Here is a 22,369-nt window from a genome sequence, read left to right as displayed (position 1 = left end):
CCAATCGGTGATCGATTATTGACCAAACGAGCACTCGGTTTATCATATTGCCATGGATACCTTTGTGAACATCATCTCGCAGCCCTTCACCTGGGGGCTGATGGTTGGATTATTTTTAGTCATCATGACCTGGAAGCTGATGCGCAAGGACGTCACCTCGCTGCGCAGTGAGAACGCAAGGATTTCCAAAGAAAACCAGGAGCTGCAAGGCCATCTCAACACCCAGCTGAAAATCAACTCGAAGGGCAATGAGCAGTTGCAGCAGCAGCTGGACGAGCTGCGCGAACAGAACGAAAACCTCAGGGTGAATCTCAGCACCGTCGGGCAGAAGGCAGGGCGGGCCGAGATGAAACAGCTGCACCTGATGGAGACCGCGGTCACCGTGATGCGGGAGCAGGCACCCGGCTTTGCCCCCGCCTGGGAGCGTGCCATGCGCGAGGCTGAGAACACCCACGAAGCCGCCGAGGGGGGCTTGAAAAAGCTCATGCGCAAGGTGCTCCCCGGAGGGAAACCAGTGCAGACCATCGAGGACCGTGAGCCGATCGAAGACAGCCAAGAAGTCTAAGGCTGGGGCCGTGATCCTTACGGCTTGCTTCTGAGCGCGTCCCGTGCTTTTCTCCGCCCGTCTCACTGCCTGGGACATCCATCTACTTTAACTTACGCATATCATGAAAATCGTCGTCGCTTACTCCGGAGGTCTTGATACCTCAGTTCTTCTTCTCTGGCTCAAGGAAAAATACAATGCCGAGGTCATCGCTTACTGCGCGGACGTCGGACAGGGTGAAGAACTTGATGGGCTGGAGGAAAAGGCCCTGAAAACAGGCGCCAGCAAGTGCTACATCGGTGATCTGAAAGAAGAATTTGCTGCCGACTACATCTACCCAATGTTCCAGGCCAACGCCCTTTACGAAGGCCGTTACCTGCTCGGCACTTCCATCGCACGTCCCTGCATTTCCAAAGGCATGGTGGATGTGGCGATCAAAGAAGGTGCCGATGCCATCGCGCACGGTGCTACCGGAAAAGGCAACGACCAGGTTCGCTTCGAGCTCTCCGTGGCGGCACTCGCCCCGGACATCAAAATGATCGCCCCTTGGCGTGACGACGAGTTTCGTGCCCAGTTCCCCGGTCGCTCCGAAATGATTGCCTACTGCGAAGAGCACGGCATCGACGTGACCGCCTCCAAGAAGAAGCCCTACTCGATGGACCGTAACCTGCTTCACATTTCCTTCGAAGCCGGCGACCTGGAAGACACCTGGCACGATGCCACCGGCGAAGCCGATCGCGACATGTATGTGCTCTCCGTTTCTCCTGAAGAAGCTCCTGACACTCCCGAGTATGTGCAGTTCCTCTTCGAAAAAGGTAACATCATCGGTCTTCAGTATGACGGATTGGAAAAAGTCATCGCTGACCTTGGCGACTTCAAAGTGGAAGGTGAAAAAGACGGCTACACCCTGCTCTCGCCCTACGGCGTGATGCGCGTTCTGAACTTCCTCGGTGGCAAGCACGGCATCGGTCGGGTGGACATCGTGGAGAACCGCTTTGTCGGGATGAAGTCACGTGGTGTGTATGAAACACCCGGCGGCACCATCATCCTCGCCGCTCACCGTGACTTGGAGACTCTTACGATGGATCGCGAAGCCCAGTATGTGCGTGATGACCTCATCACCAAATACTCTCAGCTGGTTTACAACGGTTTCTGGTTTGCTCCGGAACGCGAAGCCATTCAGGCGCTGGTCACCTCGACCCAACAGACGGTTTCCGGCGAAGTTCGCCTCAAGCTTTACAAAGGCAACTGCATGCAAGCAGGTCGCCGCTCGCCGCTCTCGCTCTACAGCGAAGACGTCGCGACGATGGAAGGTGGAGCCGAAGAGGCCTACAACCAGAACGACGCCACCGGCTTCATCGCTCTGAACGCCCTGCGCCTCAAGGCCAGCGCGCGCCAGAATGGTTAACCGGTTCACTGGTTGATGAGTTGACTGCTCAGCCAGTCAACAAATTAGCCAATTAACTCACCATGGACGAAGCTGTCATTTACACCATCCTCGGCGAAGCCGGGTTTACCAAGTTGTGCGCCGCCTTTTACAAGCGGATTAAAACGGACGACCTGATTGGCCCGATGTACCCCGAGGAGGACATGGCCGGGGCTGAAGAGCGCTTGCGTGATTTCCTGCTGTTTCGCTTTGGTAATGATCCCCGTTACCAGGCAAAGCGTGGGCACCCTCGCTTGCGCATGCGTCACGCTCCTTTTGCCATTGGCGAAGCGGAAGCCGTGCGCTGGCTTGAGCTGATGGATGCGGCAATGGATGAAACCAAGGTGCCGGCATCGATCCAGATGGACCTGCGCACCTTCTTCACCATGGTCGCACACAATATGAAGAATCAGTAGCGGTCTGCCGAAACGGGAGTAGTGTCCCACCATGGACACAATCTGGTTTTTCATCGGCATGATCGCCCTCTACTTCGCATTGCAGTTATGGATTCTCCCCGCCATCGGGGTGGATACATGAATGTCCGGCAAATGTTCTCCGGGTGAGAACAAGGAAAAGAAGTCGAAGAAAAAGAGCAAGACCGAGGAGCAATAGGGGAGAGGTTCTAGATCTCCAGCCTTGCCCATTGACGCTTGGTCTCGGCTAATTCCGCTTCATCTCCGTGGCGGAATAATCCTCGCCATTGATGCTGCGGACGACCGAGCGCATCCATTGGTGCAGCTCATCTTGCATGTTTCGAAGGCGCTCAGCGTGCTGGGGGTCACGGCTCAGGTCCTTGCTTTCGCTGGGATCGTTCTCCAGGTGGTAAAGCTGGTATTCGCTGCCGTTGATCTGGTGTAATTTCCACGGCCAATCGTTCCATGCAGCATGGCCGGTCGCCTTGTTTTCCTCAAATTGGGGGAAATCGTAAACGTCTTTGTGCATCCGTGGCGGATCGTGAGGCTCGGACGCACCCGCCTGCTGTTTCTTCATGATCGCGGCGAGTGTGCGATCGCTGTAGGTGGCCTGCCCTTTCTGAAACAGATGCCAGAAGCCGATCGGTCGAGGTCGCTGCATCACCTCGCCGGCAAGGATCGGGCTGATGTCGATACCGTCGAGAGGATGCGCCGGGGACCATTCAATCCCCGCCATCGCCATCAATGTGGGGTAAATATCGGAGGTGGAAACGGGCGCCGCGATGCGTCCGCGGAGCTGGCGCAGGGGCCACTCCATGAGGGCCGGCACACGTAGCCCTCCCTCATAGATGCTGCCCTTTTTCGCTCTGCCGCCAGAGGTGTTGGGATTCAGTCCGCCATTGTCGCTGCAGAAGAGGAGGATGGTATTCTCGGCGATCTTGAGTTCGCGCAGCTGCTTGCGTAGTCGGCCGACTTGTTGGTCCATCAGAGTGATTTCACGGTAGTATCCGGCCTGGGGTTTTCCCTGATACAGCTGGCGATTCTCAGGCGTCTCTACATGGGGATCGTGCGGCGAAGGGAACCAGGCGACCGCAAACATCGGCATGTCTCCGTCCTTGTGTTTTTCCAGGAATGCTAGGGTGTCGTCGATGGTGATCACCGTGCCCTTCCCCTGACGCTGCTCAACGATGCCATTGCGGCTTAAGTAGGGGTTGTTATCAAAAAAATTCAGGCCGATCACCCACTCGTCGAAGCCAATGCCGGTGGGGTTGCAGGTGGAATGGGCTTGTCCTGAGCCAAGGTGCACCTTGCCGAAGATGCCGGTGACATAACCGGCAGCCTTCAAGCTTTCTGCGATCGTATGCTCGTGGGGGCGCATGTAGCGACCGTGGTTCGGCACCTTGCAGCGGATCGGCGATCGCCCGGTCAGAACGCTGGCTCGTGTAGGCGAGCAGACCGGTGCCGCGGCGTAAAAGCGATCGAACACCAAGGCGCTCTTCGCCATAGCGTCCAGGCTGGGTGTTTGCACGAATGGATGACCGTTGTAGCCGGTGTCTCCCCAACCTTGGTCGTCTGACATCACCAGCACGATGTGAGGTTTTTCCGCCACAGTGTCAGCGGCAGCACTTGCTTGGGAAAGGACAGCCGGGATGGTCAGGCTGAGCAGTAATGTTAGGCGCGGGGTCATAGGGGGATCTAGGGGATGACTACGCACCTTGATGTCTCGAAATTACTGCTTTTTCTTCAAGTAATCCACCAGTGACTTCAGGCTGGGGACCTTGAATTTTCCGGATTTGTCTTCGACCACGAAGACCACTCGCGAGGTCGTGCCGTTGGCGACGATGTTCGCGAGGTAGCGGCCTGCTTGTAGCTGCTGCTTGTCCATTGTGGCATCAAGTTTGGTGGATTGGGTGTTGCGGGCGAAGATGATGGCCGGTTGTTGTCCCGGCTGCATGACCTCACCCTTTTCATTCACCTTGAAGGCATTGATGATGAGCATCGGAGCTTGCTGTTCGATTTCTAACAAAGCATCCGGCTTCACCGGATTTTCAATGACGGCAAAGAGGATGTTGCCCTCCTGCATGACCGCTTTCTGGCCTCCTATGGTGACATCGAAGGGGTAGAGGGTGGGGCGTTTGTTATCGGCACCGCTGTCTTGGGCGTGCAGTGAGGCGATGAGGAAGGCGCTGAGTAAAATGAGGGTTTTGATCATGTTGTGAAATTAAGAAGGAATGGCCAGTGATGAAAGCACGAAAAAGCCCCATGACCTCGAGAGATCATGGGGCTGAGAGTCAAGCGTCCACCTTAGGGCTCGATGATGGCATAGTCGCCATCGTTTCGGCGGTAAAGGATCTGGGTGACGTTGCGGCGCTCATTGTTGAAGACGATGAACGGCTTGTCAGAGAGTTCCAGGGCCATGATGGCGTCCTCCTTGACCATGGTGCGCAAGCGGTAGCTCTCGCGGTGAATGATCATTGGTTCTGGATCGTGCTCAGGCTCTTGCTCTTCGTCGAGTTCGTCGAGGAAGCTGGAGGCGTAGACTTTTTCATCGAGGTGGCGGATGGTGTCCTGACCTCGGTTGGCCCGTTGCTTTTTCAGCAGGCGCGTTTTGTATTTGCGCATGCGGCGGGCGATTTTGGAAATGGTCTCATCGATAGATGCATACATATCCTTGGTATCGCTGGATGCATCGATGACGATGTGGTTGGCACAGAAAAGGATGATTTCCGCATGGTGGCGGTTCTTCTGGACATCGAGAATAGCTTTGGCCTCGATGATTTTGGGGTAGTCGAGATGCAGTCCCTGAATCTTCTTGGTAGCATAGTCGCGCAGGGAATCGGTGATATCCTCGTGGCGGACAGTGACGGTGACTTGGGTGTTTGCATTTGCTGTTTGCATCTTATGGTTTCCTTTCTTTGGTATTACGTTGTTAGAGCCCGGACGGTTCCGAGTTCAGTATGTTATTCGGGGTTGCAGTTCAGATTGGTAGAGAATGTTAGAGGACGAAATCTTTGCCCAGGTAGTGCTTTCTGGCGATGGGGTTGACGGCAATTTCATTGGCTTCACCTTCAAGGATTAACTTACCTTCATGCAGTAAATACGCGTGGTCAACAATATGAAGTGTTTCTCTGACATTATGGTCCGTGATTAGGATAGAAAGTCCGTCTTGATCGCGCAAATCGCAAACGATTTTTTGGATATCTCCGACAGCAATGGGGTCGACCCCACCGAAGGGTTCATCCAGCATCAGCAGGGTGGGATCGGTGCAGAGTGAGCGGGCGATGACCAGGCGGCGCTTTTCCCCTCCGGAGAGGGCAAGGGCTTCGGATTTACGCAGTTTGGTGATGCTGAATCGCTCGAGTAACTGATCGGCACGCATCCGGCGTTGCTTGCGGCTGAGATCGCGGCGCGTCTCTAACACAGCCATCAAGTTCTCCTCCACGCTGAGGTGGCGGAAGATCGACTCCTCCTGTGGCAGGTAGCCCATACCGAGCTGGGCCCGTTTGTGCATGGGGAGGTTGGAAATGTTGGTGTTATTGAAATTGACCACTCCAGCATCGGGTGGAATCAAGCCGGCGATCATGTAAAACGAGGTGGTCTTGCCGGCCCCATTCGGACCTAGCAGCCCGACGATTTCACCCTGACGGACCGACAGATTCACGTGATTGACCACGGTGCGTCCGCCGTAAGTTTTCATCAACCCCTGAGCTTCTAGCAAGGTTGAGGTGTCCCGGCGAGATGAGTTTCCCAAATGGATGGGCTCGGGTGTGGCGGGGAGGGCGTCAGAGGGAGTGGGCATACTGGCCATGGTGGTGGGTGATGCGGGGGAAATGAAGTCGAGGTGCGCGGGGCTTGAGTAGTTGATCAGGGAGCTTGTTTGACCGGAGTCTCCATGGTCCATCGACCACGGCTGGTGGTGAGTTTGCCATTTTTGAGAATGCGGATGTAGGCGCCGTCGGTGCGGGATTGCAGGAACTGGTTAGGTCCCAGCTGCAGCCTTGGTCGGCCGCCGCGGAGGATCATTTCACCGGTTTTGGCATCGTAGCTGGCGGTGGCGGCAGTGGCGACGAAGAGCTTGCCCTGATCGTCCTTGCGCGTGACTTTGACATCGCCGGTGGCAATGATGCGTTTGAGGTCGCCAAAGGACGAGAGACCGCTCTCCGGCTCGATTTTAGGCTTGGTTTCAGCCTTCGGCTTGTCGGTTTCCGTGGCGCTTGCTTTCGCTTTCGGCGCGGCAGGTGCCGGTTTTTGATCGAGAAAAACTTTCAACTCGTCAGAGCAGCTGAGATGGAAGCGAGCTTCGGTCAGGCTGACATTTTTCAGGTAGGCGAGGATGCCGGTGTCGGAATCAAAGTAGAGCCCGCCTTCACATTCCACTTTGAGAGTATCAACTTTGGCGGCTTTGGGGTCGGCCGGCTTTTTCGCAGGAGCTTCCTTCACCCCTTTTTCCACCGGAGCAGGCGCCTTTTTTTCGGAGGCATCCGTTTGCACGAGCAGGGCAGCCTGGCCAATGCTCTTGAGGAAGGGGCGCATCGAGGCGCTGGCTGCGGAGTCGAGTCGGCGGTCTTCTTCCAGAGTGGTGGTGATGGTTTCGCGTTGTTCTTCGATCTGGTGTTTGATCGAGCGGTTCATTTCGTCGAGCTCAGCCAGTTGGGCTTCGGTGAGGTGGCTGGCAGGCTCTGCCATGAGGCTGGTGGAGAGTCCGGTGAGCGTGATCAGCGAGCCTGCGATTGCGCGTGGTGAGAATGGTGGTTTCAGCTGCATGGCAGTGGATGGTTTGGGTGTGGCGCGGGTGAATTTGCTGGAGACGGGGCCAAAGATGAAGATGCGGTTCTGGTTCTTTTTGATGTCACAAACCATGCCGGTGCCGGAGACCACAAAGCCTTTGCCTTGGATGAAAACCGCCTCGCTGGCATGCAGGGTGGCCCGTTTCTGGTTGTAGATGGCGTGCCTCATCTTGGTGCGAGCAGAGACCTTCCCTTGGTCATCGTAGAGCTGGAAGGTGAGTCCCAGGCCGTCGATACGCTCGTCATCGAGCACCGTGAGGGTTTCGGCTGTCAGCAAGGAGACGGGATTGAAATCCTGATCGTAGCGGGGCAGTCTGACGCGGCGCAGAATGCTGCCTGCCGGAAGCACGTCGAGGGCGCCGAAGCTTTGTTTTTCCTCCGGCTCGGTCTTATTGTCCTGAGCAAATGCCACCGGTGCCAGCGAGAGGCAGGCAGCGGCACCCAGACTGAGAAGCTGCGAGAACTTCAGCGCAGTGGGGTGGAGCATATGGAGGCCTTGGGCCATGGGGATAACGAAGTGAGTGAGCTGGTCAACGGGGACTTATTCGGCGTGGGCGGCGTGATGCACGGCGAGCAGCTTGGTGAGCACGCCCTCGATCTCGCTGAGTGGGATCTGGTTGGGGCCGTCTGAGAATGCTTTTTCCGGATTGGAGTGGGTTTCCATGAACACGCCGTCGACGCCAGTGGCAACGGCTGCACGGGCCAGCACGGGGGCGAGAATACCATCGCCTCCGGTTGTTCCGCCTTCTCCGCCCGGGCGTTGCACCGAGTGGGTGGCATCGAAGATGACCTTCATGCCGAGATCGCGCATCCAGTAGAGCGAGCGCATGTCGGCCACGAGGTTATTGTAGCCGAAGGTGGAGCCGCGTTCGGTGATGTAGAAGTGCTCGCAGTTGAAGTGTTTCATTTTCCCGGCGATGGGTTTGACGTCCCAGGGCGCGAGGAATTGGCCTTTTTTGATGTTCACCGGACGTCCGGTTTTGGCGCAGGCTTCAAGCAAATCGGTCTGGCGACAGAGGAAGGCGGGGATCTGGAGGAAATCGATGGTCTCCGCGGCGATTTCCGCGTCTTCAGGCGTGTGCACATCGGTGGTGACGGGCAGGCCGAGCTCTTTGCCGATTTCGCCGAGGATGCGGCAACCTTCCACCACGCCGGGGCCCCTGAAGGAATCGACCGAAGTGCGGTTTGCCTTATCGTAGGAGGCTTTGAAAATCAACTGGATGCCGGTGCGCTCTGCGATGGCTTTTAAAGAACGGGCCATTTCCCAGGCAAACTCTTCCGATTCGAGTGCGCATGGGCCGAGGATGAAGAAAGGGGACGAGGGATCGAGGGTGAGATTACCGATTTGATTCATGATGAAAGTGGACTGCTATTCAAGCTAAGCATGGAAGCTCCCAATGGCACGATTAATTTGCACGAATTAGAGGGATTTTTTTGACTCTTCCAGTGCCAGGGCTGCGGCGCCGATGATGCCGGCGTCATTGCAGAAGTGGGCCGGCAGGATTTGCAGGTGTTCCGAGAATGCCGGAGCCAGCTGGGAGCGTAGCGAGGCTTCGAATGGCTTGAACAGGAGGTCGCCGGCTTTGGCGACACCACCACCGATGACGATGGCCTCCGGGTTGAGTAGCCAGCAGGCGTTCATTGCGGAGGTGGCGAGCTTTTCGGCGATATTTTTCCAGATTTCCACGGCGATGGCATCGCCTTCATTGGCGGCCTGGGAAAGTGCGGCCGGTGTGCAGTCGGTGACGCTGCGCTCGATGCCCTTGGAGGCGTAATACTCACGCGCATCGGCTGCGATCTCGTTGTTGCCGATGTAATCTTCCAGGGAGCCCCGGTTGCTGTAGGCGCCTTTGCGGCCTTGGTAATCGATCGACATCTGACCGAGCTCTCCGGCGACGAATTCCGCGCCGCGCAGCATGTGGCCGTGACTGACGATGCCGCCGCCGACGCCGGTGCCGAGGGTGATGCAGATCAGGTGATCCTTCCCCTGGCCGGCGCCTTCTTTCCACTCGGCGTAGGCCATGCAGTTGGCGTCATTTTCGATGGTCACCGGGAGGCCGGTGCGCAGGTGGAGAATTTCGCGCAGCGGGATATTGCTCCAGCCGGTGACATTGGTGAGGTTGTGGATGGTGCCGGTGCGGAAATTGACAAAGCCGGGAGCTCCTGCGCCGATGGCGGAAATGCCGGGGTGACGGGTGCGCAGGTCTTCGATAACACGCACGATGGCATCGATCAGTGGGGCCGGTTCCGTGTAGTCATCGGTGGCGATGGCGGGGGCGCTGTCGATCACGTCGTGTCCTTGGACGACGCCGAACTTGACGGAGGTTCCTCCGAAGTCGATTCCTAAGGCGGTGTTGGGATAAGTGTCTGGCTGAGTCATTGTCTAGAGATTGAGGTTGGCGATGAGGCGCAATCCTTCAAGTGTGAGCTGGGGGCAGTGTTGATGGATTTCCGGAAGGCCGCGAGTGATTAATGTGGCATCACCCCCGGTGGCAATGATATTCGCCTCGCCCGGTAGCTCAGCCTGAATTTGCTGGATGATCTCACGCACCAGTCCGCGGTAGCCAAATACGGCGCCAGCGAGCATCGCCTGCTCGGTGGATTTGCCAATCGCTTGGGTCGGTTCCTCCAGTTCGATGTGAGGCAGCAGGGCTGTGCGGCGCGCGAGCCCTTCGGTCATCGATGCCAGTCCGGGAGCAATCACGCCTCCCTGATAGACTGGCTGTTGGGCGTCATCCAGGCCCAGCACGTCGAAGGTGACGGCGGTGCCGAAATCCAGAACGATCGCCGGGCTGCCAAACATCACATGGGCGGCGGCGGCATTGGCTAAGCGGTCGGCCCCGATTTGCTGCGGCGAGGGGTAGTCGATACCGATTGGTAAACGGCTCCGGTGGCTCAGGCTGTGGCAGGGTTTGCCGGCTAGGAATTGTTCCAGCACGGCGGCCTTGGCGGGCACCACGGAGCTGATAAGACTGGCGTCCCAATCGCAGGAGGCCAGGGTGCTGGCTAGGCTGCTCTCCGAGATGTCGCAGGTGGGAATGACGGCGCTCCAGTCGCCGAGGGCATCGGCGCTCGACAAGGTGAATTTGGTGCGCGTGTTGGAATTGTCAATCAGGAGCAGTCGCATGGCTGGGCGACTCTAGGGGAGATCAAGGCCGAATGGAAAGCCTGGAAAACCGGCTGGTGCACAGGCACAAAAAACCGGAAGAGCCTTGCAGCTCTTCCGGTGGTGAATTTTCCAGAATGGATGGTCTTACTTGTTGTAAGCAGGAGCGCCGTGCTCGGCAACATCCAGACCTTCGCTTTCCTCGTCTGCGTCAACCCGGACACCCATGATGAGCTTGAGGATGAAGAACAGAGCGAATGAGAAGACAAAGGCGAAGGCGCAGACTGAAACGATACCGATCAGCTGTGAGGAAAGGGTGGCTGCATCGCTGAGGAAGGCAACAGCCAGAGTTCCCCAGATACCGCAAACACCGTGAACGGAGATGGCACCCACTGGATCGTCGACCTTGATTTTGTCGAAGAACATGATGGAGAAGACCACCAGGACACCGGCCACACCACCTGCTACCAGGGACATGGATGGGGAGATGGCATCTGCACCAGCGGTGATACCGACGAGGCCGGCAAGGAAACCGTTAAGGGCCATGGAGAGATCAGGCTTCTTGAGGACGATCCATGCGGTAGCGATGCTGGCAAGGGCGCCGGCGCAAGCTGCCAGGGCAGTGGTCACGAAGACGGTGGAAACACCTTGGGCGTCAGCGGAAAGAACGGAACCGCCGTTGAAGCCGAACCAGCCGAGGAAGAGCAGGAAGGCACCGATGGTGGCCAAGGGAAGGTTGGAAGGAAGGATAGGTTTGAGACCTTCCTTGGTGTATTTGCCAGCACGTGGTCCGAGAATCAGAACACAGGCGAGGGCTGCGAAGCCACCGAAGGCGTGCACCACTGTGGAGCCAGCGAAGTCGTAGAAAGCGGCATCTCCATCGCCAAGGCGGCTGAGGAAACCTGTGCCCCAGTGCCATGAACCGGCGATTGGGTAAGCGAAGGCAACCAGGAGGGTCGCGAAGATCAGGAAAGAACCGAGTTTAACACGCTCGGCGACAGCACCGGAAACGATGGTTGCTGCGGTAGCGGCAAACATGGCTTGGAAGATGAAGTCTGACCAGTAAGTGTAACCAGGGTTGTATTCCGAGGTGAAATCGGCGCTGCCGGCTTCTGCTCCAGCTGGGCCGCCGAGGCCGAGGAATCCGTCCATTTGCCACTCGGCTGGGTAGTGAGTGTTGAAACCGACGAGGTAGTAAGTCAGAACGCCCATCGCGATGATGAAGCAGTTTTTGAACAGGATGTTCACGGTATTTTTACTCTGACATAAACCGGACTCGAGGCTGGCGAAGCCAAGGTGCATCAGGAAGACCAATGCAGCGGATATGAGGATCCAGAGGTTATTGAGGGCGAATTTAACGTATTCAGCACTGCCTTCAAATTTGGCGTAATCAGTAGGCGGATCATCTTGGGCGAGCAGAGTGCCTGCACCGAGAAGCAGTAGGGATGCTGGTAGTATGGATTTGATAGTCATGGACTGTGGTTTGTGTTGGTTGAACAGCAACGTCCAAGCATGAGCCGTGCCAAAATCAAGTGAGAGAGAAAGATAAAAAAAATACGAAAATGGCACGCTACGTGTATTATATAATTCAAAGTTACCCGAAATGGAGATCTCCCTAGAATTATTTTTTTCGCAGAAGGGCTTAATTTTCCCCAAGCACACAGATAATACTTCCTACACTCAGCCCATGGTGACGTTAGGGTTTCTCTGCGGTAGCCCCATTGGTTTTTATTCCTATTTGAAAAATTTTCCTCATTGGGGTTCCTGGGCTGGCAGCACTAAATCAATCTTGAGTGGATAGCGTCTGAGTTGGCCGTTGTGATTTTTCTTTGGCATCGATTGCCCTGTCAGCACCTTTGTCAAAGATGCCGGAGCAGCTCTTCTAGAGTCGCGTGTTTGAAGGAAGATAGATGCGGTTCTGTGTCTGGTGAGGAAGGGCGTCGTGATTACCGATCAGAGAGGCGATAGAGAGATGGTTAGCTTTGTGAATGTAAATAGATCAGTCCTCGTTTTTGACTGGAAGGTGGCGTGGATCATGCCTGGGCGCGTGAAATGGGAGACCGTCTGGAAGTCTTAAGTTGGGAGGCTTAGCGGGTATGAGGTCACCATTTCTAACAAGCCGGAATGAGGCTGCGGAAGCTGGCGTTTTCGTCACAATATGTCGCACGCACTTATTAGTTGGCACACTACCTGCTTGATCTCGTATTGCTTACGCACCCAATATAACTATTATGAAACAAGCAATCAAAACACTACTGATCGGTGGCTCCATGCTCGCCGCTACATCCGCACACGCTGAGTTGGAGACAGAAATCCACGCCGGCTACCACAGCATCTATGAATTCCGTGGTATCGACTTTGGTGACGACCTCTACGAAGCTGGGATCGACTTGAGCTATGACCTCGGTGGTGGTTTCGCACTTTCCGGTGGCATCTGGTATGCTGACTCGAATGGCGACAACGACGGTGACTTCGAAGAAGTTGACTACTACATCGACCTGACCAAAACTCTCGGACCAGTTGATCTGAGCGTTGGTTACACCTACTACGCCTTCCCTGGTGATGACGGAGCCAAGACCGATGAAGTTTACATCGGTATCTCCCACGAGTTGGAGTGTGGCCTGGGTCTTTCACTGACTTACTACAAGGACATCGATGATTTCCAAGCTGAGTATCTTGAGTTTGAAGCCACCAAGAGCTACGAGCTTAGCCCTTGCCTCAGCCTCGACCTCTCCGTCGGTGCTGCATGGAGCTTCGACTACAACTCTGACACCAACGGTGACCCACTTGACGGCTTCAACCACTACTTCGTGAGTGTCGCCCTTCCTTACAGCATCGCTGAAAACATGACCCTGACTCCATACGTCAAGTTCGTGGGTGCTGACAGTGACCTTGGCAATGACTACGACGACGGCAGCAGCTCCGACCTTTTCTACGGCGGTGTTTCTCTTAGCTACGCGTTCTAAGTTTAGCTAACCAATCTTGCTGAATTATAGTTTAATTCAGTTGTCTGGAAAGTGGGGGTTCGCCTAGTGCGGGCCCCCATTTTTGTCGTTTTGAAAATGACAAACCAACCAGCACTCACTGTCCTTGATGGTGGAGCAAGGCTCTATCGCCCAGCGGCCGGGGATCTTAGCCTTCCATGTCTTCCTTGTTTTTGACCTTCAGGATATCGAAGGGCGTGCCGCAATACATGCAGCGCATACGCTGGGTGCAAAGAATGCTGAGCACGGCGCTGTTGCCGTAGTTCAATGGCCAGATTTTACGGGCCTTCTGGTGTTTCAGCGCCAGGTTATCGAGCAATGGAGTGCACTTACAGAGGGGACAGGTAGCCCTACGGCGGAGGAGGTAGGCGACCAGCCATGTGAAGGCAGTCGCTGCTAACAGACCGGCGATGAGATAAGCATTCCGTGTTTGCCCTTCTTGCGCTGTGAGGGCAAATGCGAGAGCCGCCGTGCCTACCGCGAGAATAAGTAAATAGAATAACAGAGTGGCAAGCACTGCGAGCACGTAGGGCTTCTTATACGGCACGGAGCGGTCTCGCTGGCCGAGGTTGGGGCCGGCTTTGACACGTGTCACCTCCGCGGCACTGGGCACACGAAATTGGTGTTGTGGTGAGCGATTTCCACTCTCGTGCTTCTTGGGTGCAGTTGCCGACATAGTGCTGTAACAACTGCCAACGTCTTATAAAAGAGGGGCGATGACAAGGCTAACAATCGCCATCACATTGATCAGAATGTTCATCGATGGGCCGGAGGTGTCCTTGAAGGGGTCACCTACGGTGTCCCCTACCACGCAGCCTTTGTGGGTCTCAGAATTTTTGCCCCCATTGTGACCTTCCTCGACATATTTCTTAGCATTGTCCCAGGCTCCGCCTGCATTCGACATGAAAAGGGCCATGAGAATACAACCTAACAAAGAGCCGCAGAGGGTGCCGGTTAGCGCGATTGCACCGACGCCACCGATGGCGCTGATGCCAAAACCGACCAGCAGGGGTGTCCCCACAGCTAAGACTGCCGGCAAGATCATGCGCTTCATGGCAGCTCGCGTGGCGATGTCCACGCACTTGGCAGAATCCGGGGTGCCCGTGCCTTCGAGGAGGCCGGGGATCTCACGGAACTGGCGGCGGATTTCATTGATCATGTCAAAGGCGGCACTGCCCACCGCTTCCATGGTGATGGCTCCGTTGAGAAAGGGGATGACTCCGCCGATGAAGAGCCCAACAAAGAAGGTCCGCAACACCGCGTGATCGGTGAAGTCGAAGTTGGCGATATGCGCTTTCTGAATGAAGGCCGTGATCAGGGCCAGTGCAGCCAGTCCGGCCGCGCCGATGGCAAAACCCTTACCGATGGCTGCCGTGGTGTTGCCCACCGCGTCCAGTCCGTCCGTGATCTTACGTGTCTCCGGTCCCATGGCACTCATCTCGGCAATGCCGCCGGCGTTGTCGGCCACAGGGCCGTAGGCATCGATCGCCATGGTGATCCCGACTGTGCCAAGCATGCCTACTGCCGCCAGTCCTACGCCGTAGAGTCCGGCAAATTCAAAGGAAACATAGATCGTGGCTGCCAGGGTGAGCAGCGGCACAGCGACCGATTTCAGACCGACTGCCAGACCGGAAATCATCACGGTGGCGACGCCGGTTTCGCCTGATTTGGCGATGTCGCGCACGGGCTTTCCTCCGGTGTAGTACTCCGTCACCAGACCGATGATGATACCACCCACCGCACCGCAAAGCACGGCTGCAGCGAGCTGCTGGCTGATTGCTAAATGGGAGCAGAGAGCAAATGAACCAGCGATGAAAATGACTGCCGCGCCAATGGTGCCCATCCGCAGGGCGCTCGCTGGGTTTTTCGCCGACATCATTTTTACTAATAAAATACCCAACACCGAGCAGAGCAGTCCCATGGTGGTGAGTCCGAGGGGGAGATACATCAAGGTTTCACGACTCGCACCCAGCGCGTCTGCGGCACTCACTGCCAGAGCTCCGGCAATCGCGACTGTGGCAATCTGCGCACCGCAGTAGGATTCAAAAATATCCGATCCCATACCGGCGACGTCTCCCACATTGTCACCGACGTTATCGGCGATCACTCCCGGGTTTCGGGGATCGTCCTCAGGGATGCCCGCTTCCACCTTACCCACCAGATCGGCGCCCACATCGGCAGCCTTGGTGAAGATGCCACCGCCGACGCGATAGAACAGTGCCACCAAGGAAGCTCCCATGGCAAAACCTTCCATGATCTCCGCCACGTGCTCGTTGGCTTGATAAAAATAATAGAGCCCACCGAGTCCGATCAAGCCCATCGAGGCGACGGTCAGTCCCATCACCGAGCCGCCGAAGAAGGCGACGCTGAGGGCGTCCGACTGGCCACGGTCGCGTGCCGCCAAGGTTGTGCGGACATTTGCACGAGTGGCCGTGAACATCCCCACGAAGCCCGCAAAGGATGATGCCAGACAGCCCAGAAAAAACGCCAGCGACTGCTCCTTGCCGTAATCGCTTTTCTGGAAAAAGAACAGCAGCCCGCCGATGATCACCGCGAAAAAGGAGATCAATAGGAACTCGCGCTTCATGAAGGTCATGGCACCGGTGTGGATTTGATCCGAGATCTCCTTCACCTTGCCCTCACCGCCGGAGCGTTTGAGAATGCTGGCAAGGATGACAAAGGCGATGCCGAGACCGATCAGGCCGGCGATGGGAGTGAGGACTGGATTCATGAAGAGGGTGGTTGTGTGTGTAAAAACGCTCAGCGACTTTGCTAGAAGAACTGGTGAGATCGATGAACCTCACTCATAGTAGCAATGATCAGAATAGGATTTGAACGGAAGCTGGCAAGGAAAAGATAGTCCGTCAGAGGAGATCCTTATCCAAGCTCAATGGCCGAGCTGCAAGACGATGCGATCGAAAGAGGTTTTCGCAGAGATCGGAGGTGAGTTGAGTGGGCTCAACTTAGCTGCTAGTTTGTGAGGGCGGCAGCTTGTTGGTTCGTTAAAATTTCGAACTTACTTCCGTTGAAAGCGTCAAAGAGATCGCGGTGTGATTGATAGGAAAAATCATCGTCCCGTTGAGTATAGTCACGCACCCATTGAAGTAACATTTCGAGCATGGCGTTCTGGGCCTCAGGAGATGGGTATTTATGAGCTTCCCATGGACGGTTTCTGCAATTTTCCAGACAGGTCTCAGTCGGGAGATTCATGAAGTAGAAATGAGTCGAGCTTTTCGCCGCGTATCGAATGAGATCGGCATAGCAGCCCTCGATGACCCAGTTTTTGTTAGCGGTTAGAAAGTCGTCGATAGCCCGCGTGCTTTTCGAGAAAATCTGTCGCGCAGGTGGGGTGTCGCCATTCCAGGCCAGAGTATCGAGGTCCAGGTGGGCCATCTGGTGATTCTCAGCCAAGCGTTTCGCGAGTGTGGATTTTCCTGAGCCAGAGTTGCCAGTGATGATTGCGCGCATATGGAGGGGGGGATGAATGAACGGGGGTTACTGTTTCATAGAGTCACTTATTCACTTCTTGTTCGTTTATAAAAACTCCACGCCATACCTCCGAGCAGGTAACCGATCCCAGCTAGCAACAGCCAATTTCCCAAGGCGTTCAAAGCCACTGCGCTGCTGATGACGGCGCCGACGAGGAAGGAGCATGTCAGGCAGATAGGGATCAGGAGTTTCCAGCCTTCCACGGTATGGCCACGTAGCTTCATGCCCAAGTGGATGCCAAAGTCGGTGAATAGGCCTGTCAGGTGAGTGGTTCGCAGCACCACGCCGCGGTATCGGCTGGCCAGAGCATTCTGCGCCCCGCAGACGGCACTGGCGATGGTGATCGAGAGGACCGGGGCACTGGAATAGGTGGCATAAGAAATGAGTAAGCAGATGCCTAACACCGATAAGATCCGACCGTAGGGTTTGCTGATTTCCACCGTCGGGTGGTGGAGTAGGAAGCCTGAGATAATCGCTCCTGTGATGAAACCCAAGGCCGCTGACGTGACGTTGAAAATGTGGCTGCCGGAGGAACTGCCGAGGTTGGAGAGGCCGGAACCAATCCTCGCGATGTCCCCAGTGAGGTGACTGACCGAGGCTCCCGTGGAAAGAAGAAAGCCGGTATTCAGAAATGAGGCACCAAATGCTAACAGACATCCACCGATGACGATCTGAACGGGTGTAATCGGGCGCATGGAATGGGTTCCGAATGGACTGAGGCGCGTCAGCGAGCTGAGCGTTGACGACGACTTCTCACTACAGGAAATAGGCCATGATTTCAAGGAGAAGTGCTGGATGCCCTGTTGGCCGCGACGTCGGGCAGGCGTTTATTCCCTGCTTTGCTTGCGTTGGGTTTTGAGCTCGGCGATTTGCTCGCGGAGTGCGGAAGCGTGATCCGACTCCAGCGCTTCGAGCCGCTGCAAATCTTTTTCGGCATCAGCAGTGCGTTTGAGCAGGATCAACACCTGTCCTCGGGCGGAGATGACATCGTCGTAGTCAGGGTCAATTTCGAGCGCCTTGCTGTAATGTGTCAGAGTCTGCTGCAGATCGTTTTCCAGCTCCCAGTAGGAGTTGGCGAGGAATACGTAGGCGTCTGGGAAATAGGGATTGAGGCTAATCGATTTCTGAAGGTGCTTCCGCGCTTGTTGGTAATCCACCTTCTGCTGGGCCGTGATCTCAAGCTTCTTGTCTGCGGTGGCGGTCCATGACGCCTGCATCAGGTCGCTGTGGATTGCTGTGATCAATTTCACGCCCCTTCGATATTCCCGAAACGCTGCGATGGCATCTTCTTTGGTCACCGGTTCAGAGGGGGTGGCATAGGCTGTTAGCCCGCTGAGTAACAGAACGAGCCAGGTGATCAACGGTTTCATATTTGGGCGATTTGCACAGGGGCTGGGGGGCTTAAGTCGGCTTGATGACTGGGTTGTCTGATTTTTCAGTGGACCAAAACCCGAGCCGAAAGATCTCGTTGGTGACTTTCAGAATAAATGGTTCACCCTTGGCTCTGTAATCCCATCCACTATTAATAGCTTCTCTGACACACCACTCGACCTCGTGTCGTGTCACTGTTGGATAATATTCTCCCTCCTGTGAGTCAACAAGGGGGAGGATTGAATGGTCTTTTTGGATTAAGCCGGCAACAATCAGCTTAGTGGCATTATGCTCTTCACTCTGGACAGTGATATTCAGACGGTAAATCCCCTTGCTTTGAGGAGTGGTAGAGATCTTGTGACGGAATAGCGTGTCGTCGACAGTGACTGTTCGTGATTTTTTCTTGGAGATCATTGCCGTAGCAAGAAAGCGATTCTGGCTAGTTGTTTACCTGTAAAGGCATGGTTGAAATCGGTAATTTTCCTAACAAAAATGCGGATGTGGTTTTGTAATGAGCGTGTGTTGCGCTTTGGGTCCAAAAAGTTGAATCAGCACCTAACGAATAAAGAAACCGGCTACCTTGCCGTCTTTCATGGACAGTTCGGCGAGCATGTCGGGGCGGCCATCGGTCTTGAAATCCAGCTTCCAATAGAATGTTTTCACCGATTTGCGATCGAGCGAGCCCATGTAGCAGGCTTGATATCCTTGTTTCAAGAACTCAGCAAAGCGCTGTGACACCGCGGCCATCGTCTCTTCCGTCATGGCCTGTTGCATGACTTCGTTGCAGACCGATTCAAATTTCTCGAGATCTTTGTTCTGGGTAGCATCGAGCAAAACTTTCAAGGCGGAGGCTGGTTCCTTGGGAGCTTCAAGAGCTGAGCTGCTCAATGTCGTTAGCGCGAGGAGCGCGAGGGCGAGGTAGGATGTTTTCATCATGGTGTTGGGGCGTGGGTATGTTCTAGCCAGGTGGGGTAGTGGCAATGGGGTGGATGGGGCGTTCCTGAGTTCACTCCTGGGCAGGTTTGAGCAGTTTGTCGGCGAGAGTATCCAAGCTGGCTCCTAACACGGTCCGTCCGACCACCAACTCAGGCTCGATCTCGGACTTCGCCCAAGTGCGCTCGACATATCGAGGGTCTTTCACGGTGATGGCGTTGGTGGCAAAACGTGGGATCACGATGTTGCCCGCCTTGTCCGTCCGCTGATGCTGCGTTCCGCTGTCGGTATGAATCATCAAGGCCGCGTAGGGCAGGCTATGGCCGTCCTCCGCCACCAAGGTGACTTGCCGATTCATCACCACCGGCGCGACGAAAAAGTAAGTGATGGCTCCAAGGATAAGCAGCAGCGTCACGATGCTCACAATCACAGATCCTGTCGACTTTGCTTCGTCCTTATCGCGACGGATTCGTCCCAAACTGAAACCCGAGACGAAAAGGCCGATCACCGCTTCGACCCCAAGGGCCGCGAGGTTGATGAGCGGGACAAAGATCACGGCGACGCTTGCGGCCAGAGCGCTGGCCAGCGCTATAAAAAGACCAATGATAGCGTCGAGGATCATGACTTAGGGCACCGTAAGAGAGGTGGTTAGATTGTAAATCTATCAAGCTCCTCCGCTCCGTCGAGGCAGAAATCGGCTACGGAGCTGCAGCTCAAGCAGCGACTTCCAACATGTGAAAGGGATCTATAACCACATTCACCCATGCTGGGCATGGGTGAAGCTTTGTTCCGTGAAGTATCAGAGGCTTCACGGCTAGCCAGAGGGCCCGTCAGGGACAGGCTATTCTGTGGTGGTGATCGGTGTTTCGTCGCCTGGCTCGGGGAGGATGCGTTTGACCAAGCGGTCGATGCCTTCCTGGGCGAACTTGCTGTCCGGGTAGATGCCTTTGGCTTCGAGATACCAAGCGAGGGCCGAGCCGGTTTGTGGGTTCAGATCGTTGGTTTCAAATTCCTTGGCGCGGGTCAGGGCGACGGTGAAGTTGGCGACTTTCGATGACAGCTTTTCCAATTGGCGCAGCAGCTCCGGATCCTTGGGAAATTCCTCACGCAGGGTGGCGAGACTTTCCCAGGCGGCGTAATCGTTGCCAATTTTGGAAAACTCCTTGGCCTGGATGATGGAGCCATCGATGCGGTGGATGTTCTTGATGATCTGGGCGACGGCGTCCTTGCGTTCGCTATCGTCTTTCACCACGGGCACGAACTCATACTGGCGCTTGAAGATCTCGCGGTAGTTGCTTTCGCTCAGCAGGCGGTCGAAGTCGTCCAGCAATGTTTTGGCTGTGTCGCCCTTGCTGAGCATAGAATCGAGGCGTTCGTCGATTTCTACCAAGCTAGGGTTGGTGGGCCAGACTTGGGTGGCATTTTTCAATTCGGTCTGGAATTTTTCCTGATCTCCCTGCATCAGAGCGATCTTGGCGGCACGGACGTGGCCATCTGACACCCGGGTGTAGGCGGCGATGGCTCCCTCGGCCTTGGTGGAATCGAAGTCGCTGGATTGCTTTTTCAACGACTCGAGAAGAACTTTGGCGCGAGCGTAATCGTGCACATCCATGGCTTTCACCAGAGCGTGGCCGTCGCGAACGTATTCGAGGATCTTGCGGCGGTCTCCGGCTGGCACAGTTTGCACCGCAGGCAGGAACTCGCCGATGGCAAAGGCCTCGGTGAGTCGGCGTGAGGCGGAGTGCAGCTCATTGTGTGAAACGTGATTGTGGAAGGCGGCCACAAAGGTCTGCACCTTGCGGATGGCCTCATTGGCGGCGGAATCGAGTCCTGTCACGGTAGGATCGACACCGAGTCCTTCGCCGAAGAACTTGGCAACATCCGAGTTTTTCTTCAGGCGCATCTTGCTGTCGCCATCGCGGAAAATGAGATTGTAGAAGCGGGTTCCGATGACGACGTGTTCGAAGCGGCGCTGAACGAAGAGCTGGGCCAGCAGTGCCTGATACTGGATCTTGGCCTGCACGATGTTTACCTCGTCCTTGGCCTGGTGCATTTTCTTCAGGGCTTCAATTTCCAAGATGCGTTTCTGCATGTCCTGGAGTTCGAAGGTCTCGGCGGATTTCTCGACGGTGGTCTTTTTACCTTTTCCTTGTCTACCCCCTTGAGTGCTGGTTTCCGTCTCGGTGAGATCCTGTTTGCGCGCAAGTACATCGGCATTGTAGATGATGCGTTTCTTCTCCTTTTCGAGGCTTTCGATGTAGTCCTTCGAGTTGCTGATGGCCCCCTTGGAGAGCATGGCTGCGTAGATGGCATTCGACAGCGAATCACAGATACGACCATCGCCAGGGTAGGAGGATGCACGTGGCAGCAGGGCGAAGCCGTTGATCAGCTTTTGGCGGATGGAAACTCCGGTGGTGTGAGGTGAGACAGCTTTGAGAATGGCATCGATGGTTTCTCGGTATTCTTGGGCTGCAGCATCGGTGTTGGGGGTGTCAGCGAGGTAAGACTCGAACTGACCGCCCAGGCGGTTGTCGCCCAAATTGAAGGTGTGACCCATCAGGCTGATGGTTTCCTGGGTAGGATCGATGAAGGGAACTTCATTGCCGTAGGGGGAGTCGGCCTTTTTCTTATCGCGCACGATGGTGGTGTCACCGCCGCCTGCTGCTGGAGTTGCGGCAGGGGTGTTGGTGCCTTTCGTGGGATTATAGACTTGAGCCACTGCTGGAAGCGCGAGGCAGGGCAGGGCGGCAAGAGTGAGCAGCCGCTGCGATAGTGGACGCTGGAGATGACTGTGAAGACTGGAGTTTTTCATATCAGTGGGACGTGGCTGTGAGTGGATAAGATTACTTCGCTTTAACATCGAGCGCAACAGGCAATCCCTCGCGGTTGATTTCGACTTTGAAGGTGTAGGAGTGGCCTTTTTCGAGATTCACTTGATCGATGCCTGCTGGCACCATGATGCCGAGCACACCTTCCTCGCCGTCGCCCTGTTCGGTGGCCAGGCTGATGAGCTGGCCACGGTCGGACGTCCATTTCAGTTTCTCGACGATTTTGCCGGAGACTCGGTATTCATTTCCGCTCAAGCTATTGGCATTATTCTGGAAGTCGGTGATGGAGAGTTCGCTGAGATTGGAAAAATGCTGGGCGCGTTTATCGAGGATGATTTTACCGACTACCAGAGCACCGAGAACGGCGGCGGCGACGATGATATAAACGGCGGTGTTACTTTTACTTTTCTGCGAGGATCTGGATCTGCGGGCCATGGTGGGTGGGAAGGTCGAATATTGGAGTTCTAAAATCCGAGTGATTGCTCAGA

Annotated in this window: 23 protein-coding genes; 4 read left to right on the top strand and 19 right to left on the bottom strand. The window is 55.6% G+C overall.

From position 1 onward, the window contains the following. Nucleotides 1-52 precede the first annotated feature (52 nt). The 3 genes from JO972_RS15360 (at nucleotide 53) to JO972_RS15350 (ending at nucleotide 2,386) form a co-directional block, all read left to right on the top strand. Complete coding sequence (locus tag JO972_RS15360) at nucleotides 53-565, top strand: hypothetical protein (protein ID WP_309490970.1); 513 nt, start codon at nucleotides 53-55, stop codon at nucleotides 563-565. Nucleotides 566-668: 103 nt separating this feature from the next. Next, nucleotides 669-1,952 carry an argininosuccinate synthase gene (locus JO972_RS15355; protein WP_309490969.1) on the top strand — a complete coding sequence of 428 codons (1,284 nt, stop codon included), beginning with the start codon at nucleotides 669-671 and terminating at the stop codon, nucleotides 1,950-1,952. Nucleotides 1,953-2,014: 62 nt separating this feature from the next. Further along, nucleotides 2,015-2,386 (top strand): globin domain-containing protein, encoded by a 372-nt coding sequence (locus JO972_RS15350; protein ID WP_309490968.1) that lies wholly within the window; start codon nucleotides 2,015-2,017, stop codon nucleotides 2,384-2,386. Nucleotides 2,387-2,630: 244 nt separating this feature from the next. Here JO972_RS15350 and JO972_RS15345 read toward each other — a convergent pair whose 3' ends face one another. The 9 genes from JO972_RS15345 to JO972_RS15305 all read right to left on the bottom strand — a co-directional run bounded on the left by JO972_RS15345 (nucleotide 2,631) and on the right by JO972_RS15305 (nucleotide 11,749). Beyond that, the gene (locus JO972_RS15345) at nucleotides 2,631-4,070 is read right to left on the bottom strand and encodes a sulfatase-like hydrolase/transferase (RefSeq protein WP_309490967.1); all 1,440 of its coding nucleotides are present in this window, start codon (nucleotides 4,068-4,070) and stop codon (nucleotides 2,631-2,633) included. 42 nt (nucleotides 4,071-4,112) lie between these two features. Continuing rightward, nucleotides 4,113-4,595, bottom strand: a complete 483-nt coding sequence (locus tag JO972_RS15340; RefSeq protein ID WP_309490966.1) for a hypothetical protein — start codon at nucleotides 4,593-4,595, stop codon at nucleotides 4,113-4,115. A 92-nt stretch (nucleotides 4,596-4,687) separates the two neighbouring features. Next, nucleotides 4,688-5,281, bottom strand: a complete 594-nt coding sequence (hpf, locus tag JO972_RS15335; protein WP_309490965.1) for a ribosome hibernation-promoting factor, HPF/YfiA family — start codon at nucleotides 5,279-5,281, stop codon at nucleotides 4,688-4,690. A 97-nt stretch (nucleotides 5,282-5,378) separates the two neighbouring features. After that, nucleotides 5,379-6,191, bottom strand: a complete 813-nt coding sequence (lptB, locus tag JO972_RS15330) for an LPS export ABC transporter ATP-binding protein (protein ID WP_425498327.1) — start codon at nucleotides 6,189-6,191, stop codon at nucleotides 5,379-5,381. Between the two features lie 56 nt (nucleotides 6,192-6,247). Continuing rightward, nucleotides 6,248-7,675, bottom strand: coding sequence for a hypothetical protein (locus JO972_RS15325; RefSeq protein ID WP_309490963.1), 1,428 nt, complete (start codon nucleotides 7,673-7,675; stop codon nucleotides 6,248-6,250). A gap of 36 nt (nucleotides 7,676-7,711) precedes the next feature. Continuing rightward, nucleotides 7,712-8,524, bottom strand: coding sequence for a 3-deoxy-8-phosphooctulonate synthase (kdsA, locus tag JO972_RS15320; RefSeq protein ID WP_309490962.1), 813 nt, complete (start codon nucleotides 8,522-8,524; stop codon nucleotides 7,712-7,714). A gap of 66 nt (nucleotides 8,525-8,590) precedes the next feature. Beyond that, a complete protein-coding gene (locus JO972_RS15315) occupies nucleotides 8,591-9,550 on the bottom strand; it encodes an ROK family protein (RefSeq protein WP_309490961.1) in 960 nt (319 codons plus the stop codon). Between the two features lie 3 nt (nucleotides 9,551-9,553). Beyond that, the gene (locus JO972_RS15310; protein ID WP_309490960.1) at nucleotides 9,554-10,297 is read right to left on the bottom strand and encodes a type III pantothenate kinase; all 744 of its coding nucleotides are present in this window, start codon (nucleotides 10,295-10,297) and stop codon (nucleotides 9,554-9,556) included. Between the two features lie 126 nt (nucleotides 10,298-10,423). Further along, nucleotides 10,424-11,749, bottom strand: coding sequence for an ammonium transporter (locus JO972_RS15305; protein ID WP_309490959.1), 1,326 nt, complete (start codon nucleotides 11,747-11,749; stop codon nucleotides 10,424-10,426). A 758-nt stretch (nucleotides 11,750-12,507) separates the two neighbouring features. Here JO972_RS15305 and JO972_RS15300 point away from each other — a divergent pair. Further along, entirely contained in the window at nucleotides 12,508-13,242 is a 735-nt protein-coding gene (locus tag JO972_RS15300; protein ID WP_309490958.1) for a porin, read from the top strand. A 166-nt stretch (nucleotides 13,243-13,408) separates the two neighbouring features. On the opposite strand, the gene JO972_RS15295 is transcribed toward JO972_RS15300, so the two are convergent. The 10 genes from JO972_RS15295 to JO972_RS15250 form a co-directional block, all read right to left on the bottom strand. After that, a complete protein-coding gene (locus tag JO972_RS15295) occupies nucleotides 13,409-13,936 on the bottom strand; it encodes a hypothetical protein (protein WP_309490957.1) in 528 nt (175 codons plus the stop codon). Nucleotides 13,937-13,960: 24 nt separating this feature from the next. Continuing rightward, entirely contained in the window at nucleotides 13,961-15,991 is a 2,031-nt protein-coding gene (locus JO972_RS15290; protein WP_309490956.1) for a sodium-translocating pyrophosphatase, read from the bottom strand. A gap of 239 nt (nucleotides 15,992-16,230) precedes the next feature. After that, the gene (locus tag JO972_RS15285; protein WP_309490955.1) at nucleotides 16,231-16,728 is read right to left on the bottom strand and encodes an AAA family ATPase; all 498 of its coding nucleotides are present in this window, start codon (nucleotides 16,726-16,728) and stop codon (nucleotides 16,231-16,233) included. Nucleotides 16,729-16,775: 47 nt separating this feature from the next. Next, a complete protein-coding gene (locus JO972_RS15280) occupies nucleotides 16,776-17,444 on the bottom strand; it encodes a YoaK family protein (protein ID WP_309490954.1) in 669 nt (222 codons plus the stop codon). Nucleotides 17,445-17,576: 132 nt separating this feature from the next. After that, nucleotides 17,577-18,119: a tetratricopeptide repeat protein gene (locus tag JO972_RS15275; RefSeq protein ID WP_309490953.1), complete on the bottom strand. Its 543-nt coding sequence runs from the start codon at nucleotides 18,117-18,119 to the stop codon at nucleotides 17,577-17,579. Nucleotides 18,120-18,150: 31 nt separating this feature from the next. Beyond that, entirely contained in the window at nucleotides 18,151-18,534 is a 384-nt protein-coding gene (locus JO972_RS15270) for a hypothetical protein (protein WP_309490952.1), read from the bottom strand. 141 nt (nucleotides 18,535-18,675) lie between these two features. Beyond that, nucleotides 18,676-19,056 carry a hypothetical protein gene (locus JO972_RS15265; RefSeq protein ID WP_309490951.1) on the bottom strand — a complete coding sequence of 127 codons (381 nt, stop codon included), beginning with the start codon at nucleotides 19,054-19,056 and terminating at the stop codon, nucleotides 18,676-18,678. 70 nt (nucleotides 19,057-19,126) lie between these two features. Further along, nucleotides 19,127-19,675, bottom strand: a complete 549-nt coding sequence (locus JO972_RS15260; RefSeq protein ID WP_309490950.1) for a hypothetical protein — start codon at nucleotides 19,673-19,675, stop codon at nucleotides 19,127-19,129. 219 nt (nucleotides 19,676-19,894) lie between these two features. Next, nucleotides 19,895-21,865 carry an SPFH domain-containing protein gene (locus JO972_RS15255; protein ID WP_309490949.1) on the bottom strand — a complete coding sequence of 657 codons (1,971 nt, stop codon included), beginning with the start codon at nucleotides 21,863-21,865 and terminating at the stop codon, nucleotides 19,895-19,897. A 31-nt stretch (nucleotides 21,866-21,896) separates the two neighbouring features. Continuing rightward, nucleotides 21,897-22,316, bottom strand: a complete 420-nt coding sequence (locus JO972_RS15250) for a hypothetical protein (protein ID WP_309490948.1) — start codon at nucleotides 22,314-22,316, stop codon at nucleotides 21,897-21,899. Between the last annotated feature and the right edge of the window lie 53 nt (nucleotides 22,317-22,369).

This window comes from Oceaniferula flava (assembly GCF_016811075.1).
GTDB classification, from domain to species: Bacteria; Verrucomicrobiota; Verrucomicrobiia; order Verrucomicrobiales; family Akkermansiaceae; genus Oceaniferula; species Oceaniferula flava.
This window is presented reverse-complemented; position numbering and strand designations above follow the sequence as displayed.

What these genes read in the sequence shown, in the direction of transcription:
- JO972_RS15325 (WP_309490963.1), bottom strand. Translation starts at nt 7,675, where the DNA reads ATGGCCCAAGGCCTCCATATGCTCCACCCCACTGCGCTGAAGTTCTCG.
- lptB (WP_425498327.1), bottom strand. Translation starts at nt 6,191, where the DNA reads ATGGCCAGTATGCCCACTCCCTCTGACGCCCTCCCCGCCACACCCGAG.
- JO972_RS15315 (WP_309490961.1), bottom strand. Translation starts at nt 9,550, where the DNA reads ATGACTCAGCCAGACACTTATCCCAACACCGCCTTAGGAATCGACTTC.
- JO972_RS15285 (WP_309490955.1), bottom strand. Translation starts at nt 16,728, where the DNA reads ATGCGCGCAATCATCACTGGCAACTCTGGCTCAGGAAAATCCACACTC.
- JO972_RS15270 (WP_309490952.1), bottom strand. Translation starts at nt 18,534, where the DNA reads ATGATCTCCAAGAAAAAATCACGAACAGTCACTGTCGACGACACGCTA.
- JO972_RS15265 (WP_309490951.1), bottom strand. Translation starts at nt 19,056, where the DNA reads ATGATGAAAACATCCTACCTCGCCCTCGCGCTCCTCGCGCTAACGACA.
- JO972_RS15355 (WP_309490969.1), top strand. Translation starts at nt 669, where the DNA reads ATGAAAATCGTCGTCGCTTACTCCGGAGGTCTTGATACCTCAGTTCTT.
- JO972_RS15275 (WP_309490953.1), bottom strand. Translation starts at nt 18,119, where the DNA reads ATGAAACCGTTGATCACCTGGCTCGTTCTGTTACTCAGCGGGCTAACA.
- JO972_RS15345 (WP_309490967.1), bottom strand. Translation starts at nt 4,070, where the DNA reads ATGACCCCGCGCCTAACATTACTGCTCAGCCTGACCATCCCGGCTGTC.
- JO972_RS15350 (WP_309490968.1), top strand. Translation starts at nt 2,015, where the DNA reads ATGGACGAAGCTGTCATTTACACCATCCTCGGCGAAGCCGGGTTTACC.
- JO972_RS15250 (WP_309490948.1), bottom strand. Translation starts at nt 22,316, where the DNA reads ATGGCCCGCAGATCCAGATCCTCGCAGAAAAGTAAAAGTAACACCGCC.
- JO972_RS15255 (WP_309490949.1), bottom strand. Translation starts at nt 21,865, where the DNA reads ATGAAAAACTCCAGTCTTCACAGTCATCTCCAGCGTCCACTATCGCAG.
- JO972_RS15340 (WP_309490966.1), bottom strand. Translation starts at nt 4,595, where the DNA reads ATGATCAAAACCCTCATTTTACTCAGCGCCTTCCTCATCGCCTCACTG.
- JO972_RS15295 (WP_309490957.1), bottom strand. Translation starts at nt 13,936, where the DNA reads ATGTCGGCAACTGCACCCAAGAAGCACGAGAGTGGAAATCGCTCACCA.
- JO972_RS15360 (WP_309490970.1), top strand. Translation starts at nt 53, where the DNA reads ATGGATACCTTTGTGAACATCATCTCGCAGCCCTTCACCTGGGGGCTG.
- JO972_RS15300 (WP_309490958.1), top strand. Translation starts at nt 12,508, where the DNA reads ATGAAACAAGCAATCAAAACACTACTGATCGGTGGCTCCATGCTCGCC.
- kdsA (WP_309490962.1), bottom strand. Translation starts at nt 8,524, where the DNA reads ATGAATCAAATCGGTAATCTCACCCTCGATCCCTCGTCCCCTTTCTTC.
- JO972_RS15305 (WP_309490959.1), bottom strand. Translation starts at nt 11,749, where the DNA reads ATGACTATCAAATCCATACTACCAGCATCCCTACTGCTTCTCGGTGCA.
- JO972_RS15310 (WP_309490960.1), bottom strand. Translation starts at nt 10,297, where the DNA reads ATGCGACTGCTCCTGATTGACAATTCCAACACGCGCACCAAATTCACC.
- hpf (WP_309490965.1), bottom strand. Translation starts at nt 5,281, where the DNA reads ATGCAAACAGCAAATGCAAACACCCAAGTCACCGTCACTGTCCGCCAC.
- JO972_RS15280 (WP_309490954.1), bottom strand. Translation starts at nt 17,444, where the DNA reads ATGCGCCCGATTACACCCGTTCAGATCGTCATCGGTGGATGTCTGTTA.
- JO972_RS15290 (WP_309490956.1), bottom strand. Translation starts at nt 15,991, where the DNA reads ATGAATCCAGTCCTCACTCCCATCGCCGGCCTGATCGGTCTCGGCATC.
- JO972_RS15260 (WP_309490950.1), bottom strand. Translation starts at nt 19,675, where the DNA reads ATGATCCTCGACGCTATCATTGGTCTTTTTATAGCGCTGGCCAGCGCT.